This window comes from Thauera sp. JM12B12 (assembly GCF_039614725.1).
Taxonomy (GTDB): domain Bacteria; phylum Pseudomonadota; class Gammaproteobacteria; order Burkholderiales; family Rhodocyclaceae; genus Thauera.
Genome location: NZ_CP154859.1, coordinates 1263770 through 1280627, shown reverse-complemented (window position 1 = coordinate 1280627; position 16858 = coordinate 1263770). Strand labels below are relative to the sequence as shown.

The following is a 16858-nucleotide window of genomic DNA, read 5'->3' as shown; positions in this document are numbered from 1 at the left end:
TTTCAGTGGAATTCCTGCAACAGAACTGGTATTGGGCCGCACTCGCCGCCGTCTCGGGCGCCTGGCTCATGGTCGACCTGATTCGCAACCGTGGCGACAAGAGCCAGCTTTCCCCGGTCGAGGCGACAATGCTCGTTAACCGCGAGGACGCGATCGTCATCGACGTCCGCGAGCAGGGCGAGTATGCCCAAGGCCACATTCCCAACGCCCGCCACATCCCTGCCGGCGAGATGGAGCGTCGCGGCAAGGAGTTGGAGAAGTGGAAGGATCACCCGGTGATCCTGTGCTGCGCGACTGGCGCGCGCTCGGGCAGCGCTGCAAGCCAGCTCAGGAAGGCGGGCTTCAATCGCATCTACAACCTGCGCGGCGGCATGATGGAATGGCAGAAGGCCGGCCAGCCGGTCAGCCGCAAGAGAAAATGAGCATGCAGCCTCACGTCCGCATGTACGCGACGGCCACCTGCCCTTACTGCATCCGTGCCGAACAGCTGCTGCAGCACAAAGGGGTGACCGGGCTGGAACTGATTCGCGTGGACCTCGAGCCTGCCCGACGGGAGGAGATGATGAAGGCGAGCGGACGGAGGACGGTTCCACAGATCTTCATTGGCGACTACCATGTCGGCGGCTGCGACGACCTCTACGCGCTCGAGCGCGCAGGCAAGCTCGACCCGCTGCTGCGCGGCGAGCGCGCCTGACCCCCGCTTAAACGACGCGCCGCACCGACTCCCCCGCGGCCGCCCTCAACCTCACCGGATGCCCCTTCATGGCTGAAAACACCCAACCCGTCTTCTCGATCGAAAAGCTCTACGTGAAGGACCTGTCGCTGGAAGTGCCCGGCGCTCCGCAGGTCTTCCTCGAGCGCGAGACCCCGCAGATCAACGTGCAACTGCGCACGTCCGGTCAGGCCGTCGAGGACGGCGTCTATGAGGTCACCCTCACCGTGACGGTCAGCGCCAAGATCGGCGAGGATCGCAACCTCTTCCTGGTCGAAGTCGCCCAGGCTGGCATCTTCCAGATCCGCAACCTGCCCGAGAGCGACCTCGAGCCGGTGATGATGATCGGCTGCCCGAACATCCTCTTCCCCTATGCCCGCGAGGCGGTATCCGACGCCGTCACTCGCGCCGGCTTCCAACCCGTGCTGCTGTCGCCGGTCAATTTCGAGTCGCTCTACCAGGCCCAACGCCAGCAGGCCGCACAACAGGCCGCGGGCGAAGTACCCATCCAGTGAGCCCTGCCAGATGAACCGCGAGCGCCGCGTCACCGCAACACCATCGCCGGGGCGACTTGCCCTGGCCGTCGTCATGCTGTGCGCGGTCTCCGGTCCTGTTGCCGCGCAGGCGATCGAGTACCGCTCGGCCGGGAGCGCGCTGATCGTGCGCGACGCACCCTCCAGCGAAGGGCGTCAGCTGTTCCGCCTGCTCCCTGGCACCCCGGTCGAGATCGTCGTCTCGCAAGACGGCTGGGTCAGGGTACGCGACCCCGAGGGCGCGCTGAACTGGGTCGAGCGCCAGGCGCTCAGCACCCGCCGTACCGTCCTCGTCACCGCAGAGCGCGCCGTCATTCGGCGCGAGCCCAGGGAAACCGCAGCACCCGCCTTCGAGGCGACCCGCCGCGTCGTGCTCGAACTCGCAGAACCACCCACCCTCGGCTGGGCGCGCGTGCGTCATGCACAGGGCCTCGAGGGCTACGTGCGCGCGAGCGAGGTCTGGGGGCTGTGATCCGCTGCCGCATCGCCGTGTTCGGCGCGGGCGCCTGGGGCACAGCGCTCGCTCAGGCATTCTGCAATACCCACGAAGTCAGCCTGTGGGGACGCGACCGCCCTCATCTCGAGGAGATCGCCCACCTGCGCGAGAACCGCCGCTATCTGCCGGGCGTGCGACTGCACGACACGCTGGGCATCCAGGCCGATTTCCGCACCGCAGCCGAGCAGGCCGACCTCCACCTGGTGGTCACGCCGCTCGCCGGGCTGCGCGAAACCGCACGCCAACTCCGGCAGCTGCGCCCAGGCACGCCGCTGCTGTGGGCATGCAAGGGCTTTGAAGCGGGCAGTGGCCTGCTGCCGCACGAGATCATCACCGAGGAACTCGGCCCCGACGCCCCATGCGGCGTGCTCACTGGCCCCAGCTTCGCCGCCGAGGTCGCGCGCGGCCTGCCCGCAGCGGTCACGCTCGCGGCTCGCGACGCCACGTTCGCGCACCACTGGGTGGGCGTGCTGCACCAGCCCCTGCTGCGCATCTATGCGAATACCGACCTCGTCGGCTGCGAGGTAGGCGGCGCAGTGAAGAACGTGATGGCGATCGCCGCCGGCGTCTCCGACGGCATGGGCTTCGGACTCAACGCCCGCGCCGCACTGATCACCCGCGGGCTGGCGGAGATCGCACGCCTCGCGCGTGCGCTCGCCGGCCGCAGCGAGACCCTCATGGGGCTGGCCGGCATGGGCGACCTCATCCTCACCTGCACCGGCGACCTGTCGCGCAACCGCCGCGTCGGCCTCGCGCTCGCCCAGGGCAAGAGCCTCGCCGATATCCTGAGCGAGCTCGGTCATGTCGCCGAGGGCGTATCGACCGCGCGCGAAGTGGTCCGCCTCGCACAACGACACGGGGTCGAGATGCCGGTGTGCGAGGCCATCGACGCACTGCTTCACCACGGTCTCAACGCGCGCAGCGCGGTCGAGCGCCTGCTCGCGCGCGACCCGCGCGAAGAGTGACGCTGCCCGGTCGGACCGGGCTCAGACGTCCTTCGCGCCAGCGAAGCCGAGCTGGCGCCACCCCTCGTAAACCACGATCGCCACCGCGTTCGACAGATTGACGCTCCGGTTGGTCGGCCGCATCGGGATACGGATGCGCGCCTCGAGGGGAAAACCGTGCAGCACTTCGTCGGGCAAGCCCCGGCTCTCCGGCCCGAAAACGAGCGCGTCGCCGGCCCGATAGTCCACATGATCGTGGCGCCGACGGCCGCGCGTGCTGAGGGCAAACAGTCGGCGGCCGGCAAGCGCTTGCATGCATCGCCCCCAGTCTGGATGCACGGTCACGCAGGTCAGATCGTGGTAGTCCAGCCCCGCCCGCGCGAGCTGCTTGTCGGACAGATCGAAACCGAGAGGCTCGACGAGGTGGAGGCGCGACCCAGTATTGGCCGCAAGCCGGATGATATTGCCCGTGTTGGGCGGAATCTCGGGTTGGTAGAGGACGATTTCGAACATCTTCCGATGAGCTCGTGAGGAGGCGCTTCTTATGCCCGGGCGTGAAGGCGGTCGGCGCCCGCGGCGAGGCATCGGCTCGGCGCGCGCATGCCGGAAAGCGCGAGAGTCTACCGCTGTCGAGGGCGATTCAGTAGGGCGCCAGCGTGCGCGCGAGGACAAGATTGCCCACCCAGCTCGCGCCCTGCTGCTTGAGGCAGCGTGCAAGCGCGTCGAGCGTGGCGCCGGTGGTCATCACGTCGTCGATGACGATGACGCGCCGTCCGTCGAGGCTCGCGTCGCACGCGAAAGCTCCGCGCGGGCTGAGCAGCCGCGCGTCGCGGTCCATGCCAGCCTGCGACGGCAGGTCACGCAGCTTGCGCGCGACCGCCAACCCGAGCGGCAGCCCGCGCGCACGCACGAACGGTCGCGCCAATTCCACCGCCTGGTTGAAGCCGCGTTCGGCGAGGCGGTGCGGATGCAACGGCATGGGCAGCACCAAGTCGGCGTCGGGGCCGAAGTCCATGCCGCGCGCCGCCAGCGCAGCCCCGAGGAAGTGCGCCATCGCGAGCTGATGCCGATACTTCAGCGCATGCACCATGACGTCCACCGGGAAGGTGAACTCGAACACCGCCACGGTGGCGTCGTAGGCCGGAGGATCGCGCTGACAGGCCAGGCAAGGCCCTCCCCCGAGTCCAGGCAGCCCGCAACGCCGGCAGGCGGAATCGGGTCGGCGAGGCAGGTCGTCGGCGCAGGTGGCGCAGACGGCCTCCCCGCCCGACTCGGCGCCGCAGACGAAGCAGTCCTGCGGCGCGAGCAGGTCGGCGACCCTGAGCCACAGTGAATGCAGGTGACGCGGCGCATTTGACAACATTTCCGTCCATGGAAGAACATTCGGGCCTCGTAATTACAGCCCGGAACGCCTGAAATGACAATGAGTTCAGCCACGCTCGAGCATCCGGGCGCAGCCGTGGCGGATGCCGCACGCGCGCGCTGGCGCATGATCGAGGCCACCCGGCTGCGCGCGCGCCCCTGCGCTCGCGGCGTCTGAGCGCGGCGACGATGGCCACACCCGCCGACCCTCCCGCGCAGGCCGCTGCCGGGCCGGACGCGAAGCCCGCCGAGTTGGCACTCGACCGCGACCTCTTGCGGCGGCGTTTCGAGCGTGCCGCAGCCACCTGCGACCGCGCCGACGTGCTCATGCGCGAGGTCGCGCGGCGCATGGACGAGCGTCTCGACTACATTCGCATCGCACCGCGCCGCATCCTCGACCTGGGCTGCGGCACGGGTGCAGACCTGCCGCGCCTGGCGGAGCGTTTTCCCGAAGCGACCCTGCTTGCCGCCGACTTTGCGCCGGCCATGTTGGGGCGGGCCAGCGCACGCCTTCGTCCGCAGGCCGGCGGCGGCCTGCTGCGCCGGCTGCTGCGCAGCGCCCCGGCGGCACTGCCACACCTCGTCGCCGACGCGCGCGCCCTGCCCTGCGCGCGCGCCAGCCTGGGCCTGGTGTGGTCGAACCTGATGCTGCCCGCAGTGGACGACCCCCTGCCGGTATTCCGCGAGATCCACCGCTGCCTCGAAGTCGACGGCTTGCTGATGTTCTCCACCCTGGGGCCCGACACGCTGAGGGAACTGCGCGCCGCCCTTCCCGCGCATCGCGGCGATCGCGTGCACCGCTTCATCGACATGCACGATCTCGGTGACGCGCTCGTGCAGGCAGGCTTCACCGATCCGGTGATGGACATGGAGATGCTCACCCTCACGTACGCCGAGTTCGACGGCCTGCTCGAGGACTTGCGCGCCAGCGGCGGCACGAATGCCGCGGTCGGACGTCCGCGCGGACTCTCCGGCCGCACGGAGTGGGCGCAGGCACGCGCCGCCTACGAGCGCCTGCGTCGCGACGGGCGCCTGCCCGCAAGCTTCGAGATCATCCAGGGCCACGCCTGGAAGGCCGCCCCCAAGACCACCGAGGACGGGCGTAGCATCGTGCGCTTCCAGCCTCGTCCAAGCCCACGTTGAAGCGGCTCTCATCCACAGCGCGGAACCCACCCATGCCGAGCCAACCCGTCTGGCTGTTCGACCTCGACAACACGCTGCATAACGCGAGTCCGCACATCTTTCCGCACATCAACCGGAGCATGACGCGCTACCTCGAACAGCACCTGGGCCTGGGCCTGGACGAGGCCAACGCCCTGCGCATGCAGTACTGGCAGCGCTATGGCGCCACCCTGCTGGGCCTGATGCGCCATCACGCCACCGACCCCGACCACTTCCTGCTCGAGACACACCGCTTCGACCGCCTGCACGAGATGATGGTGTTCGAGCGCGCACTCCGCGGCATGCTGCGCCATCTGCCCGGACGCAAGATCGTGTTCTCCAACGCGCCGCGCCACTATGCTCAGGCCGCTCTGTCGATCATGGGGATACGCCGCCTGTTCGCGGACGTGGTCGGCATCGAGGACCTCGGCTACCAGCCCAAGCCCGGCATCCGCGCCTACCGCAGCCTGCTCCACCGCCAACGCCTGAATGCGGCCCAATGCATCATGGTCGAGGATTCGCCGGTGAACCTGCGTACCGCCAAGCGGCTGGGCATGCGCACGGTGCTCGTCGGCGGAGGGCTGCGCACGCCGTCCTACGTTGACCTGCGGATCCCGAACGTCCTCGATCTGCGTCGCCGCCTCGGGCACGTCCTGGTGCGCTGACGCAGCGCCCCTTGCCACGGCCGGTCGCGAAGCTCAGCGCAAGCGCTCCATCAGGCACGCCCCGTCACCGTAGGCCGCGGGCAGCGCGACTGGAAGCGGACTGAAACCCTGGCGCGCCCAGAACGGCGCCGCATCGGCGAGCGCCACCAGGCGCATGCCCCGGTGGCCGGCGGCGGAAGACCACGCGCACACGCGCGCGAGCAGCCCTGCCGCCACCCCCAGTCCGCGCGCCGCCGGCATCACAGCCAGATCGTGCACGAAGCCGCGGTCCGCGCCTGTCGGCAGCGCAGGCAGCGGTGCGTGCAGCGGCGGCGCCCCGAGCGTATCCCAGGGGTGCGCAAGAACGTACCCGACCGCCATCTGCCCCGCGTGCGCGATCCAGCACGCCGCCGGGGCAAGCTCCCGCTTGCGCCCGAGGACCGCGGCCGACTCCTGGTAGCCGTCGCCGTAGGCCGAACGCTGGATGGCGAGCACCGCCGGCAGGTCATCTGCGCGCAGCAGGCGCAGCACGACCGCTGCCGGCTCGTGCAGAGCGTCGCTCCCGCGGCTCAACACCGCCCCTCAGGCAGCGTCCCTGAGCCAGCGCGCGGCGTCGAGCGCGAAATAGGTCAGGATGCCATCGGCGCCGGCGCGCTTGAAGGCGAGCAAGGCCTCGAGCGCGCAAGCCCTCTCGTCCAGCCAGCCATTGGCGGCCGCCGCCTTGAGCATCGCGTACTCGCCGCTCACCTGATAGGCGTAGGTCGGCACCTCGAGTTCCTTCTTGACGCGGCGCACGATGTCCAGATACGGCATGCCCGGCTTGACCATGAACATGTCCGCGCCCTCCGCGATGTCGAGCGCGACCTCGCGAATGGCCTCGTCGCTGTTGGCCGGGTCCATCTGATAGGTGTACTTGTTGCCCTTGCCCAGATTGCCGGCGGACCCCACCGCATCGCGGAAGGGGCCATAAAAGCTCGATGCGTACTTCGCCGAGTAGGCCAGGATGCGGGTGTGGATGTGCCCCGCGCGGTCGAGCTCGTTGCGGATGCGCCCGATGCGGCCATCCATCATGTCCGAGGGCGCGACCACGTCGGCGCCCGCCTCGGCGTGACATAGCGCCTGCCTCGCGAGCGCCTCCAGGGTCTCGTCGTTCATCACGTAGCCGCGCGGGTCGGCCGGGTCGATCAGGCCGTCCTGGCCGTGGCTGGTGTAGGGGTCGAGCGCAACGTCGGTGATCACCCCCAGCTCCGGGAAGCGCGCCTTCAGCGCCTGGACCGTGCGCGGCACCAGACCGCTCGGGTTCCAGGCCTCCTCGGCACCGTCGCTCTTGCCAGCGGCGTCGATCACAGGGAACAGCGCGAGCGCAGGCACGCCGAGTTCCAGCGCCTGCTCGGCGACACCCAGCAGGCGGTCGATCGTGACGCGCTCGACCCCCGGCATGGACGGCACGGCCTCGCTCCGCGACGCGCCATCGAGCACGAACACCGGGTAGATCAGGTCGTTGGCCGTGAGCACATGCTCGCGCATCAGGCGGCGGGAAAAATCGTCGCGACGCATGCGGCGCATGCGGATCGAAGGAAAGGCTCCAGTGGGTCGCATCGTGTTTCTCTCTGGTCGTCGATCGGAGATCGGTGGTTCATCGCTGCGTTCGCCGCGCAAGCGAAAGGCGGCCTTGAGCAGCAGGCAAAGTGCGCGCGTCGCCGACAGGCAGATAACGTGCGGAACTTTCCCGGAGGTGACTGCATCTTAGCAAGCAGATGGCGCCCGGCCGCTTGCCGGCCATCTCCCGCTTCACCTCCCTGAGCGGGTGCCTCACGCCCGGTGAGGCATTTTTGGCCCCCGACTACGTCCCCTGGTCGGGGGCTTTTGTTTTTTCGGCCGACGTCGCGTGAGCAGTCGCGCCCACGTCCTCGAAAGCGGCCGGCTCGCCGCTCAGCCAGCCGCCGATCACGGTCTCGACCTCCTCGACCCCGCTCTTCTTCAGGCTCGAGAAGAGCTGGACGGTGACCTGCGGCCCAAGCGCGCGCAGTTCGCTGCGCACCAACTGCAGCGCCGCGGCGGCCGCTCCGCGCGAGAGCTTGTCGCTCTTGGTGAGCAGCACGTGCATCGGCCGGCCCGACGGTGCGAACCAGTCGATCATCTTCCGGTCCAGCGGCGTGAGCGGGTGACGCGAGTCCATGATCAGCACGAGCCCGATCAGGCTCTCGCGCGTCTTCAGGTAGGTCTCGATCAGTCCCTGCCACTGACGGCGGATCTTCTCCGGAACCGCTGCGTAGCCGTAGCCCGGGAGGTCGACCAGCAAGGCGCCCGAATTGAGGCGAAAGAAGTTAATCAGCTGGGTGCGCCCCGGGGTTTTCGACACGTAAGCCAGGCGCACATGGCCTGCCAGCGTGTTGATGGCACTCGACTTGCCGGCATTCGAGCGCCCCGCGAACGCGATCTCCGGACCCGAGGGGACTGGAAGCCCAGAGGGCTTGGCGATGGAAATCTCGAATTGTGCGTTGCGGAACAGAGGCATGAAAAAATCGGCGAAAAACCGGTTGGCTGCGGGAGAAAGCCTTCATCGCATCGCGCAATCCGGCTTTCGTGTTATAGAATACCTCGTTTGAAAAAATCACTCACGGCTTTCCGAGGACACCATGATCAAGCGTTCCCTGCTGCTCTCGTCGTTGCTGCTTCTCGCTGGCAGCCTCCAGGCCCAGGACCAGGCTCCGGATCTCGACAAGGCGAAACAGACCGCCGAAACGCTCTGCGCCGCCTGTCACATGGCCGATGGCAACAGCCAGTTGCCGGCCAACCCCAAGATCGCCGGGCAGCACGAGGACTACCTCTTCAAACAGCTGCGCGAGTTCAAGGGCTGGAACGGCAACCCGCCGGTACGTGAGAACGCGATCATGGGCGGCATGGTCGCCGCGCTCGAGGAGCCCGACATGCGCGCCCTCGCCAAGTACTTCGCCTCCTTCGAGCTCCAGCCCGAGCCTGCCAAGAACCTCGAGACCATCGAACTCGGCCAGCAGATCTGGCGCGCCGGCATCGCCTCCAAGGGCGTACCCGCTTGCGCGGCCTGCCACGGTCCCGCTGGCGCAGGCATGCCGGCGCAATACCCGCGCCTCTCCGGCCAGTTCGCCGAATACATCGACACGCAGATGAAGGCGTTCCGCGATGGCGTTCGCAAGAACGACCCGAACAGCATGATGCGAACGATCGCGATCAAGATGACCGACCCCGAGATCAAGGCCGTTTCCGACTACGCGGCCGGCCTGCGCTGAGCGCGGCGCATTCACCATCGCGGGGCGGTACTCGCCGCCCCGTCGGTTCCGGCTAGGCCACACGCCCCGTCCGCGACTCGACTCGGCCTGATCCCGACACACCCGGCCCCACCCCCCGGTCCCTCACCCGTCAGCGAGCGGCTCATCGAGCACTGGGGGTGCGAGCACAGGGCGCTCCACAGACACGATCGGGAGCAGCTTCATGACCACCTCCCCCGCAGACGACACAAGCAGCCGCAGCCTGCTCGCAGTGGACGCGGCGCGCGCCAGGATTCTTGACAGCCTCGCTGCCGTAACCGGCTGGGAGCGCGTCCCGGTTCGCGCCGCGCTCGCCCGCGTGCTGGCGGAGGACATCGTCGCGCCCTACAACGTGCCTGCGCACGACAATTCGGCGATGGACGGGTACGCGGTGCGTGCGCAGGATCTTGCGTCCGATACCGAAACCGGTCTCGCAGTGGTCGGCACTGCGTTTGCCGGGCGCCCCTTCTCGGGGATCGTCGGTCCGGCCCAGGCCGTGCGCATCATGACCGGCGCGTCGATACCGCAAGGTGCGGATACCATCGTGGTGCAGGAGGTGGCGCGCCGCGAGCACGACGTGGTCTTCGTCCCGCCCGGCCAGAAACGCGGCCAGAACCTGCGCCGTGCCGGCGAGGACCTCGCCGAAGGCAGTGTGGCGCTGGCCGCAGGCCGTCGCTGTGGTCCTGCCGAGATCGGTCTCATCGCCTCGCTCGGGATCGCCGAGGTGTCGGTGCACAGGCGACTGCGAGTGGCAATCCTGTCCACGGGTGACGAAATCGCCTCGATCGGTCGGCCGCTCGGTCCCGGCGAGGTTTACGACAGCAATCGCTACACCCTGTTCGGTGCCCTGTCGCGCCTGGGCTGCGAACTGCTCGACATGGGAGTGGTACCCGACCGCCCCGACGCCCTCGAAGCCGCTTTCCGCGATGCCGCGCAAGCGGCCGACGTCGTCATCACGAGCGGCGGCGTCTCGGTTGGCGAGGCCGACTTCATCCGCGAGATGATGGGGCGCCTGGGCGAGGTCGCGTTCTGGAAGCTCGCCATCAAGCCAGGCCGGCCCATGGCCTTCGGTCGGATCGGCGGCGCCGTGCTGTTCGGGCTCCCGGGCAACCCGGTGGCAGTCATGGTCACGTTCTACCAGTTCGTGCAGGACGCCCTGCTCAAGCTCATGGGCGTGAGCCCGCTACCACCGGCCGAGCGCTTCCCGGTGCGCGCCGACTTCGCCATGCGGAAACAGCCCGGTCGTGTCGAATACCTTCGCGGTCGACTGCAACGCAGCGCCGACGGACTTGCGGTCACGCTTGCCGGCGCGCAAGGCTCGGGCGTGCTGCGCTCCATGTCCGAGGCCGACTGCTTCATCGTGCTGCCCGAAGACTGCGCCGCGGTGCAGACGGGCGACATGGTCCTCGTGCAACCCTTCAACGGCCTCGTTTGAGCGCCCGCCCCGCAGGCAGAATCCCTCGATGACCCAGGACGAACTCAAGAAAGCCGCAGCCTGTGCGGCACTCGACTACATCGCCGACGCCAGCATCGTCGGCGTCGGAACCGGATCGACCGTCAACCACTTCATCGATGCCCTCGCCTCCAGGCGCGACCGCATCCTCGGGGCGGTCTCCAGCTCGGAGGCGAGCACCCGGCGCCTGCGCGCACACGGCATCGAGGTGTTCGACCTCAACGGGATCGAGACGCTGCCGGTGTACGTCGATGGCGCCGACGAGATCGACGGCCATTTCGCGATGATCAAGGGCGGCGGCGGCGCACTGACGCGCGAGAAGATCGTCGCCGCGGTGTCGGGGCGCTTCATCTGCATCTGTGACGCGAGCAAGCGCGTGGACGTCCTGGGTCGCTTTCCCCTGCCGGTCGAAGTCATCCCCATGGCCTGCAGCCATGTCGCGCGCGAACTGCGCCAACTCGGCGGCGAACCCCGGCTTCGCAAGGACTTCGTCACCGACAACGGCAACCTGATCCTCGACGTGCACGGACTGGCGATCACGGACCCGGCGGACATGGAGACACGGATCAACCAGATCGTCGGCGTGGTCACCAACGGGCTGTTCGCCAGGCGCGGCGCCGACGTGCTGCTGCTCGCCGGCGCCAACGGGGTCGAGCGTCTCGCGCCCCGGCAGGAGGCGGTTTCAGCTGCGTTGCACGCAACAAAATCTTAACAATCGCCTGCTAGCCTGCACGCTTCCTCGAACCGACCCTCGCAAAAATGACCGAACACACGCTCAAGAAGTTCGACGTCGAACTGGAAGAAATCCGCCGCAACCTGCTGCAGATGGGCGGCCTGGTCGAAGCCCAGGTGACCCAGGCGCTCGAAGGGCTGCGCAGCGGGGAGATCGCGCTGCTCGATCAGGTCGTCCAGGGCGACAAACAGGTCAACGTGGCGCAGGTCGAGCTCGACGACGCCTGCAGCCACATCATCGCCCGTCGCCAGCCGGCCGCTGGCGACCTGCGGCTGGTGCTGGCCACCATCAAGGCCGCTTCGGACCTCGAACGCATCGGGGATGAAGCGAAGAAGATCGCCAAGGCCGCCCGCCGCCTGCACCAGGCGGAGGTCAAGTTCATGCCGCGCGTCGGTCTCTCGCAGGCAACCGAGACCGCGATCGAGATGCTGCGTGCCGCGCTGGACGCCTTCGCGCGCGTCAACGCCGACAACATCGAGGAGATGCGACGCAAGGACGCCGAGGTCGACAGCGGCTTCAAGGGCATCATGCGCCAGCTCATCACCTACATGATGGAAGACCCGCGCACGATCTCGAACAGCCTTGAGATGCTCTTCATCGCCAAGTCGATCGAGCGCATCGGAGACCACGCGATGAACATTGCCGAGCAGGTGGTGTACGTGGCCCGCGGCGAGGACGTGCGTTTCGAGAAGTCGCAGGCCGCGCTCGCGGAAAAGCGCTGACCGCTTCGGCACGGAAGAGTGAAGGCCAAAAGACAAGGGGATGCAATGCATCCCCTTGTCTTTTGGCCTTCACGCGGCGGCACCCGCCCGCCGCCGTGCCTCACTGCTGCGGCGGTACGTAGCCGGCGACCTGGTCGGCGCCGCCCTCGAAGAAGTGTTTCTCCATCTGCTCGGCGAGATACTTGCGCGCACGGGCGTCCATCAGGTTGAGGCGGTTCTCGTTGATCAGCATGGTCTGGTACTTCACCCACTGCTGCCAGGCCTCCTTGGAGACGTTCTCGAAAATGCGCTTACCGAGCGCCCCCGGCACGGGCGGGAGGTCCAGACCTTCGGCCTCGCGGCCCAGTTTCACGCAATTCACCATGCGAGCCATGTTTCAATCCTCTCTGCTGTCACGTTCATCGGAGCTCGAAGCCGGCATTCTAGCCGATTCACCGCAGTGCCTCGCCGAGACGGTTGCGCGATTGCGCCCCTCGCTCTTGGACAGGTAGAGCGCCTCGTCGGCGGCGGCGACCAGCGACTCGGCGCCCAGAGCGTTTTCAGGGAAGCGCGCGATGCCCACGCTCGCGGTGACGCCGACCGTGTTGCCCGCGAAGCTGAAGCGCAGTTCGCCCACCGCCTCGACCAGGCGGTGGGCGAGTTCGAGCAGCCCCGGACTCGTGCTCGCAGGCACGAGCAGGGCGAACTCGTCGCCGCCGACGCGGAAGAACATCTCGTTGCGCCGCACGATGCGCCCAACCGCCTGCGCAATGCCCACCAGCACCTCGTCGCCGGCCTGGTGACCATAGGTGTCGTTGACCGGCTTGAAGCCGTCGAGATCGAAGGCGAGCAGGCCGACTTCGGCGTCGCGCCGGGCCGCATCGGCCAGCATCCGCTCGAGCTCTTCCTGAAAGCGGCGCCGGTTGTAGAGCCCGGTCAGTTCGTCGCGCTCGGCCAGTTCGAGCAGGCGGTCGGAGATCCGGCGCGCGGCGGTGACGTCCTCGTAGATCCAAAGCCGCCCGATCCGGCGCATGTCGTCACCGCCCGGTACCACGGCGGAACGGTCGGTCACGATGCGACCGTCGGCGAAGAGCACCTCGTGCTCCTCGCTCTCGCCGCGACTGTCGCGCACGGTGCGTTCGATGTGCTCGAAATAGGCCGGAGGGTCGGCGAGCACCGCGGCCGCCTGATCGCGGAGCACGGCCTCGCGGCAGCCGACGAGCTGGGTCTCGGGCGGATAGCCCCAGATCTCGAGCATCGCGCGATTGTGATACAGCACTCGCCGATCGTGGTCGATGAACAGGATGCCGAGGCGAATGAGGTTGAGCAGCGCCGCCAGCCGCTGACGCTCGTCGTTGCTGCGCAGCAGGTAGTGTTCGCGCAGCGCCTGCGCCCGCCGCAGTTCTGCGACCGTCTCGAGGAGGGTGTATTCGGTCTCCTTGCGCGCCTGGATGTCCTCGGCGGACAGCCGCAGTCCAGCGCCGTCCGCTCGCCGCCGCCAGTGCGTGGCCACCCACACCGAGCCCCCGCCCCGGCGCGCGAGCCGCAGCTCGAAATCCTGCGGCAGGCCGCCGCTGAGGACCTGCGTCATCATGCGCCGGCAGAACTCACGGTCGGATTCATGCACGAGGAGTTCGAGCAGATCCGGCGCAGCCGCGCATTCGCCAGGAGCGAAGCCGGTCAGGCGCTCGATCGAGGGGCTGATCCAGCGCAGCCGGCCAGCGGCATCGAACACCGCCTCTATGCCATGCACGCCCTCGGCGATCTCGCCCAGCAGGTCCGCCTCCGGGTTGGCGACAGGCTTGCGACCCCACTTCATAAGGTCTTCACGAACACCTTGGAGCGGCGCTGGAAGTTGTACAGATCGCGCTTCTGTCTGGGCAGCGCCTCGGGGCCGATCTCGCTGAAGCCGCGTTCGCGGAACCAGTGCGCGGTGCGGGTGGTGAGCACGAAGAGGCGCTCGAGCCGCTGCACGCGCGCGCGCCGCTCGATGCGCCTGAGGAGCTGGTCGCCGAGGCCGGCGCGACGGTAGTCGGGCATCACCGCGAGGCACGCGAGTTCGGCGGCGTTTTCCTCGCTGAACGGATACAGCGCCGCGCAGCCAACCAGCACGCCGTCGTGCTCGACCACGGTGAAGCGCTCGATCTCCTGCTCGAGCAACTCTCGCCCACGCCGCACCAGCGTACCGTCGGCCTCCATCGGCGAGATCAGCGCCACCAGCGCGCCGACGTCGTCGACCGTGGCCTCGCGCAGGCGGAACAGCGGGTCGCGCGACACCACGGTGCCCACGCCCGCATGGGTGAAGAACTCGAGCAACAAGCCGCCGTCGAGGTCGCGGTCGATCAGGTGACAGCGCGCGACCCCCTTGCGCACGGCGCGGATCGCGCATGGCAGAAAGAGGTCGAGGTCCTCGGTGAGCCCTTCGCCCGTGTCGAGCTTGCGCTGCGCCTCGTCGGCGGTCACCGACTCGACGAGCTGGCCGTCGGCGCCGAACAGGCCGGGGGCATCGCAGAGGTAGATCAGCTTCTCGGCCTTCAGCGCCACCGCCACCGCCTCGGCCACTTCCTCCATGGCGAGGTTGAAGATTTCGCCCGCGGGAGATACGCCGAGCGGGGTGATCAGCACGACGTTCTGCTGGTCGAGGTCGGCATTGATCTCCTCGGCGATGATCTTGCGCACCGCGCCGGTGTATTGGTAATCGACGCCGTCCACCACGCCCACCGGGCGCGCGGTGATGAAGTTGCCGCCGGTCACGCGGATGTAGCTGCCCGCCATCGGCGTGTTGGGCAGGCCCTGCGAGAGCAACGCCTCGACCTCGAAGCGGGTCACTGCCATGGCCGACTTGACGCACTCGAGCGCATCCCCGTCGGTCACCCGCAGGCCGTGATGGAAGCGCGGCTCGAGCCCTCGGCGGGCGAGCTCCGCATCGATCTGCGGGCGGGCGCCGTGCACCAGTACCAGGCGGATGCCGAGCGCCGCCAGCAGGTTGCAGTCGTAGGCGAGGCTCTGCGCGCGCTCGCCCGCCGCCACCTCCCCCCCGAACCCGACAACGAAGGTGCGCCCGCGAAAGGCATGGATGTAGGGCGCGGCGCCGCGCACCCAGGCAACGAACTGTGCAGTCGCATCATCGACCACAGGAACTGCGGCCGGCATCGCGGCGGGGGGCTTCTGGCTGGGGCTTGATTCGGCGTTCACTGATTCACCGCTACTGGGACCGGCGGCGCACGGCCCGAAAGCCATGCCCCGCCGGGCGTTCTGTCCTGGATGGCGCGATTCTAGCCCGAATGCACGCTGCCATCCTGCCTGGCAGGCGCTAGCCGAGCGCAGCCTCGATCCGCTCGCAGAGCGTACGCAGGATCTTGATGCGCGCGAAGTGCTTGTCGTCGGCCTCGACCAGGGTCCATGGCGCGCGCTCGGTGCTGGTGCGGTCGACCATGTCGCACACGGCGCGCCGGTAGTCGTCCCACTTCTCGCGATTGCGCCAGTCCTCGGCGCTGATCTTGAAGCGCTTGTGCGGCTCGGCCTCGCGCGCCTGGAAGCGGGCGAGTTGCTCGTCCTTGCTGATCGCGAGCCAGAACTTCACCACCACCGCGCCCGCCTCGATGAGCTGCTCCTCGAAGTCGTTGATCTCGGCGTAGGCGCGCATCCAGTCGGCCTCGGAGCAGAAGCCCTCCACGCGCTCGACGAGCACGCGGCCATACCACGAGCGGTCGAACATCACCACCTTTCCGCGCGGCGGCAGATGGCGCCAGAACCGCCACAGGTAGGGCTGGGCGCGCTCCTCCTCGGTGGGGGCGCCGATCGGCACGATGCGGTAATGGCGCGCATCGAGCGCCGCAGCGATGCGCCTGATGGCACCGCCCTTGCCCGCCGCATCCATGCCCTCGAACACGAGCACGAGATTGCGACGCCGAAACGCAGGCGAGCGCGAGAGCAGCGCGAGGCGCCCCTGGAGCAGTTCCAGCTGCGCCTCGTATTCCTTGCGCTTCATGTCCTGTCGAACCAGGCGGTCGAGCACGTTGAGCTGGTCGATGCAGGGCGGCAGCGGTGCAGCCGACAGGCGCGGCGCCCAGTGCTGGCTGGCGGCGTCGAGGCGGCGGCGCATGGCAGCCAGCAGGGTACGGCCGACGAACAGGGCGCGATAGAGGGGGTCGGAGCCATCCACGATCAACCACGGCGCATCGCCGGTGCTGGTGGTGCGCAGCACATGGCCGGCGACCTCGCGGTAACGGTCGTACTGGTCGTAGTAGTACCAGTCGCGCTCGGTCACGCGCCAGCGCGTGCGCGGCTCCTTCTCGAGCTCCTTGAGGCGCTTCCTCTGCGCGTCCTTGGAGAGGTGGAACCAGAACTTCACCAGCAGCACGCCCTCGCGCGTGAGCATGGCCTCGAAGCGCCGGATTTCGTCGAGACGCTGGTCGAGCCCGGATCTCTTGCTGTCGCGCGCAACACGCTCACGGATCGGCTGCGTGTACCAGTTGTTGAACAGCACGCCGATCTTGCCGCGCGGCGGCAACGCGCGCCAGAAGCGCCACATGAAGGGACGCTCGGCCTCCTCCGGAGTGGGCGCATCGAAGGCCCAGGTCTGGATGTGGCGCGGATCCATCCACTCGTTGAGCAGGTTGATCGTCTCGCCCTTGCCGGCCTTGTCCACCCCGTTGATGAGCACGACGACGGCAAACTGGCGCAGTTCGAGGAGGTCGAACTGGGCGTCGAGCAATTCGGCGCGCAAGCCGGGCACGGCGGCGGCGAAGGTCTTCGCGTCGGTGCGGTGGCCGAGTTCGGCGGATTCGAACATGGACAGCGTCTCCAGTGGGTCGGCAGGTGATGGCGCA

21 protein-coding genes are annotated in these 16858 nt (G+C 68.3%); 12 read left to right on the top strand and 9 right to left on the bottom strand.

Annotation, left to right across the window (positions count from 1 at the left end; translation table 11 throughout):
• The first annotated feature begins 5 nt into the window (after positions 1 to 5).
• From AAG895_RS05715 to AAG895_RS05695, 5 genes are all read left to right on the top strand, one after another.
• Positions 6 to 422: a rhodanese-like domain-containing protein gene (locus tag AAG895_RS05715; RefSeq protein WP_345794568.1), complete on the top strand. Its 417-nt coding sequence runs from the start codon at positions 6 to 8 to the stop codon at positions 420 to 422.
• Between the two features lie 2 nt (positions 423 to 424).
• Entirely contained in the window at positions 425 to 694 is a 270-nt protein-coding gene (gene grxC, locus AAG895_RS05710; protein ID WP_345794567.1) for a glutaredoxin 3, read from the top strand.
• A 68-nt stretch (positions 695 to 762) separates the two neighbouring features.
• Entirely contained in the window at positions 763 to 1227 is a 465-nt protein-coding gene (gene secB, locus AAG895_RS05705; RefSeq protein ID WP_345794566.1) for a protein-export chaperone SecB, read from the top strand.
• 10 nt (positions 1228 to 1237) lie between these two features.
• Positions 1238 to 1717, top strand: a complete 480-nt coding sequence (locus AAG895_RS05700; RefSeq protein ID WP_345794565.1) for an SH3 domain-containing protein — start codon at positions 1238 to 1240, stop codon at positions 1715 to 1717.
• On the top strand, positions 1714 to 2706 hold the full coding sequence (locus tag AAG895_RS05695; protein ID WP_345794564.1) for an NAD(P)H-dependent glycerol-3-phosphate dehydrogenase: 993 nt from the start codon (positions 1714 to 1716) through the stop codon (positions 2704 to 2706). The genes AAG895_RS05700 and AAG895_RS05695 overlap by 4 nt, the downstream gene beginning before the upstream one ends.
• Positions 2707 to 2727: 21 nt before the next feature.
• On the opposite strand, the gene AAG895_RS05690 is transcribed toward AAG895_RS05695, so the two are convergent.
• A complete protein-coding gene (locus AAG895_RS05690) occupies positions 2728 to 3198 on the bottom strand; it encodes a tRNA (cytidine(34)-2'-O)-methyltransferase (RefSeq protein ID WP_345794563.1) in 471 nt (156 codons plus the stop codon).
• 127 nt (positions 3199 to 3325) lie between these two features.
• Entirely contained in the window at positions 3326 to 4048 is a 723-nt protein-coding gene (locus AAG895_RS05685; RefSeq protein ID WP_345794562.1) for a ComF family protein, read from the bottom strand.
• A gap of 54 nt (positions 4049 to 4102) precedes the next feature.
• On the opposite strand from AAG895_RS05685, the gene AAG895_RS05680 reads away from it, so the two are divergent.
• Genes AAG895_RS05680 through AAG895_RS05670 form a run of 3 tightly spaced genes read left to right on the top strand, consistent with a single transcriptional unit; the run spans position 4103 to position 5873 of the window.
• Positions 4103 to 4225: a hypothetical protein gene (locus tag AAG895_RS05680; RefSeq protein WP_345794561.1), complete on the top strand. Its 123-nt coding sequence runs from the start codon at positions 4103 to 4105 to the stop codon at positions 4223 to 4225.
• 11 nt (positions 4226 to 4236) lie between these two features.
• A complete protein-coding gene (locus AAG895_RS05675; RefSeq protein ID WP_345794560.1) occupies positions 4237 to 5190 on the top strand; it encodes a methyltransferase domain-containing protein in 954 nt (317 codons plus the stop codon).
• Positions 5191 to 5222: 32 nt separating this feature from the next.
• Positions 5223 to 5873 carry a pyrimidine 5'-nucleotidase gene (locus tag AAG895_RS05670; protein ID WP_345794559.1) on the top strand — a complete coding sequence of 217 codons (651 nt, stop codon included), beginning with the start codon at positions 5223 to 5225 and terminating at the stop codon, positions 5871 to 5873.
• Between the two features lie 33 nt (positions 5874 to 5906).
• On the opposite strand, the gene AAG895_RS05665 is transcribed toward AAG895_RS05670, so the two are convergent.
• The 3 genes from AAG895_RS05665 to yihA all read right to left on the bottom strand — a co-directional run bounded on the left by AAG895_RS05665 (position 5907) and on the right by yihA (position 8370).
• Positions 5907 to 6425 carry a GNAT family N-acetyltransferase gene (locus AAG895_RS05665; protein WP_345794558.1) on the bottom strand — a complete coding sequence of 173 codons (519 nt, stop codon included), beginning with the start codon at positions 6423 to 6425 and terminating at the stop codon, positions 5907 to 5909.
• 9 nt (positions 6426 to 6434) lie between these two features.
• Complete coding sequence (gene hemB, locus AAG895_RS05660) at positions 6435 to 7451, bottom strand: porphobilinogen synthase (RefSeq protein ID WP_345794557.1); 1017 nt, start codon at positions 7449 to 7451, stop codon at positions 6435 to 6437.
• 244 nt (positions 7452 to 7695) lie between these two features.
• The gene (yihA, locus tag AAG895_RS05655) at positions 7696 to 8370 is read right to left on the bottom strand and encodes a ribosome biogenesis GTP-binding protein YihA/YsxC (RefSeq protein WP_345794556.1); all 675 of its coding nucleotides are present in this window, start codon (positions 8368 to 8370) and stop codon (positions 7696 to 7698) included.
• Positions 8371 to 8491: 121 nt separating this feature from the next.
• Here yihA and AAG895_RS05650 point away from each other — a divergent pair, with 121 nt between their 5' ends.
• From AAG895_RS05650 to phoU, 4 genes are all read left to right on the top strand, one after another.
• Positions 8492 to 9121: a c-type cytochrome gene (locus tag AAG895_RS05650; protein WP_345794555.1), complete on the top strand. Its 630-nt coding sequence runs from the start codon at positions 8492 to 8494 to the stop codon at positions 9119 to 9121.
• A gap of 202 nt (positions 9122 to 9323) precedes the next feature.
• Positions 9324 to 10574 (top strand): gephyrin-like molybdotransferase Glp, encoded by a 1251-nt coding sequence (gene glp, locus AAG895_RS05645; RefSeq protein ID WP_345794554.1) that lies wholly within the window; start codon positions 9324 to 9326, stop codon positions 10572 to 10574.
• Between the two features lie 28 nt (positions 10575 to 10602).
• Positions 10603 to 11304, top strand: coding sequence for a ribose-5-phosphate isomerase RpiA (rpiA, locus tag AAG895_RS05640; RefSeq protein ID WP_345794553.1), 702 nt, complete (start codon positions 10603 to 10605; stop codon positions 11302 to 11304).
• 47 nt (positions 11305 to 11351) lie between these two features.
• Positions 11352 to 12047 carry a phosphate signaling complex protein PhoU gene (phoU, locus tag AAG895_RS05635; protein WP_345794552.1) on the top strand — a complete coding sequence of 232 codons (696 nt, stop codon included), beginning with the start codon at positions 11352 to 11354 and terminating at the stop codon, positions 12045 to 12047.
• 100 nt (positions 12048 to 12147) lie between these two features.
• On the opposite strand, the gene AAG895_RS05630 is transcribed toward phoU, so the two are convergent.
• From AAG895_RS05630 to pap, 4 genes are all read right to left on the bottom strand, one after another.
• A complete protein-coding gene (locus tag AAG895_RS05630; protein ID WP_320365972.1) occupies positions 12148 to 12420 on the bottom strand; it encodes an oxidative damage protection protein in 273 nt (90 codons plus the stop codon).
• 3 nt (positions 12421 to 12423) lie between these two features.
• Positions 12424 to 13845, bottom strand: coding sequence for a diguanylate cyclase (locus tag AAG895_RS05625; RefSeq protein WP_345794551.1), 1422 nt, complete (start codon positions 13843 to 13845; stop codon positions 12424 to 12426).
• Positions 13842 to 15179, bottom strand: a complete 1338-nt coding sequence (argA, locus tag AAG895_RS05620; protein ID WP_345795235.1) for an amino-acid N-acetyltransferase — start codon at positions 15177 to 15179, stop codon at positions 13842 to 13844. Before argA ends, AAG895_RS05625 begins: the two co-directional genes overlap by 4 nt.
• A gap of 160 nt (positions 15180 to 15339) precedes the next feature.
• The gene (gene pap / locus AAG895_RS05615) at positions 15340 to 16821 is read right to left on the bottom strand and encodes a polyphosphate:AMP phosphotransferase (protein WP_345794550.1); all 1482 of its coding nucleotides are present in this window, start codon (positions 16819 to 16821) and stop codon (positions 15340 to 15342) included.
• Positions 16822 to 16858: the final 37 nt, after the last annotated feature.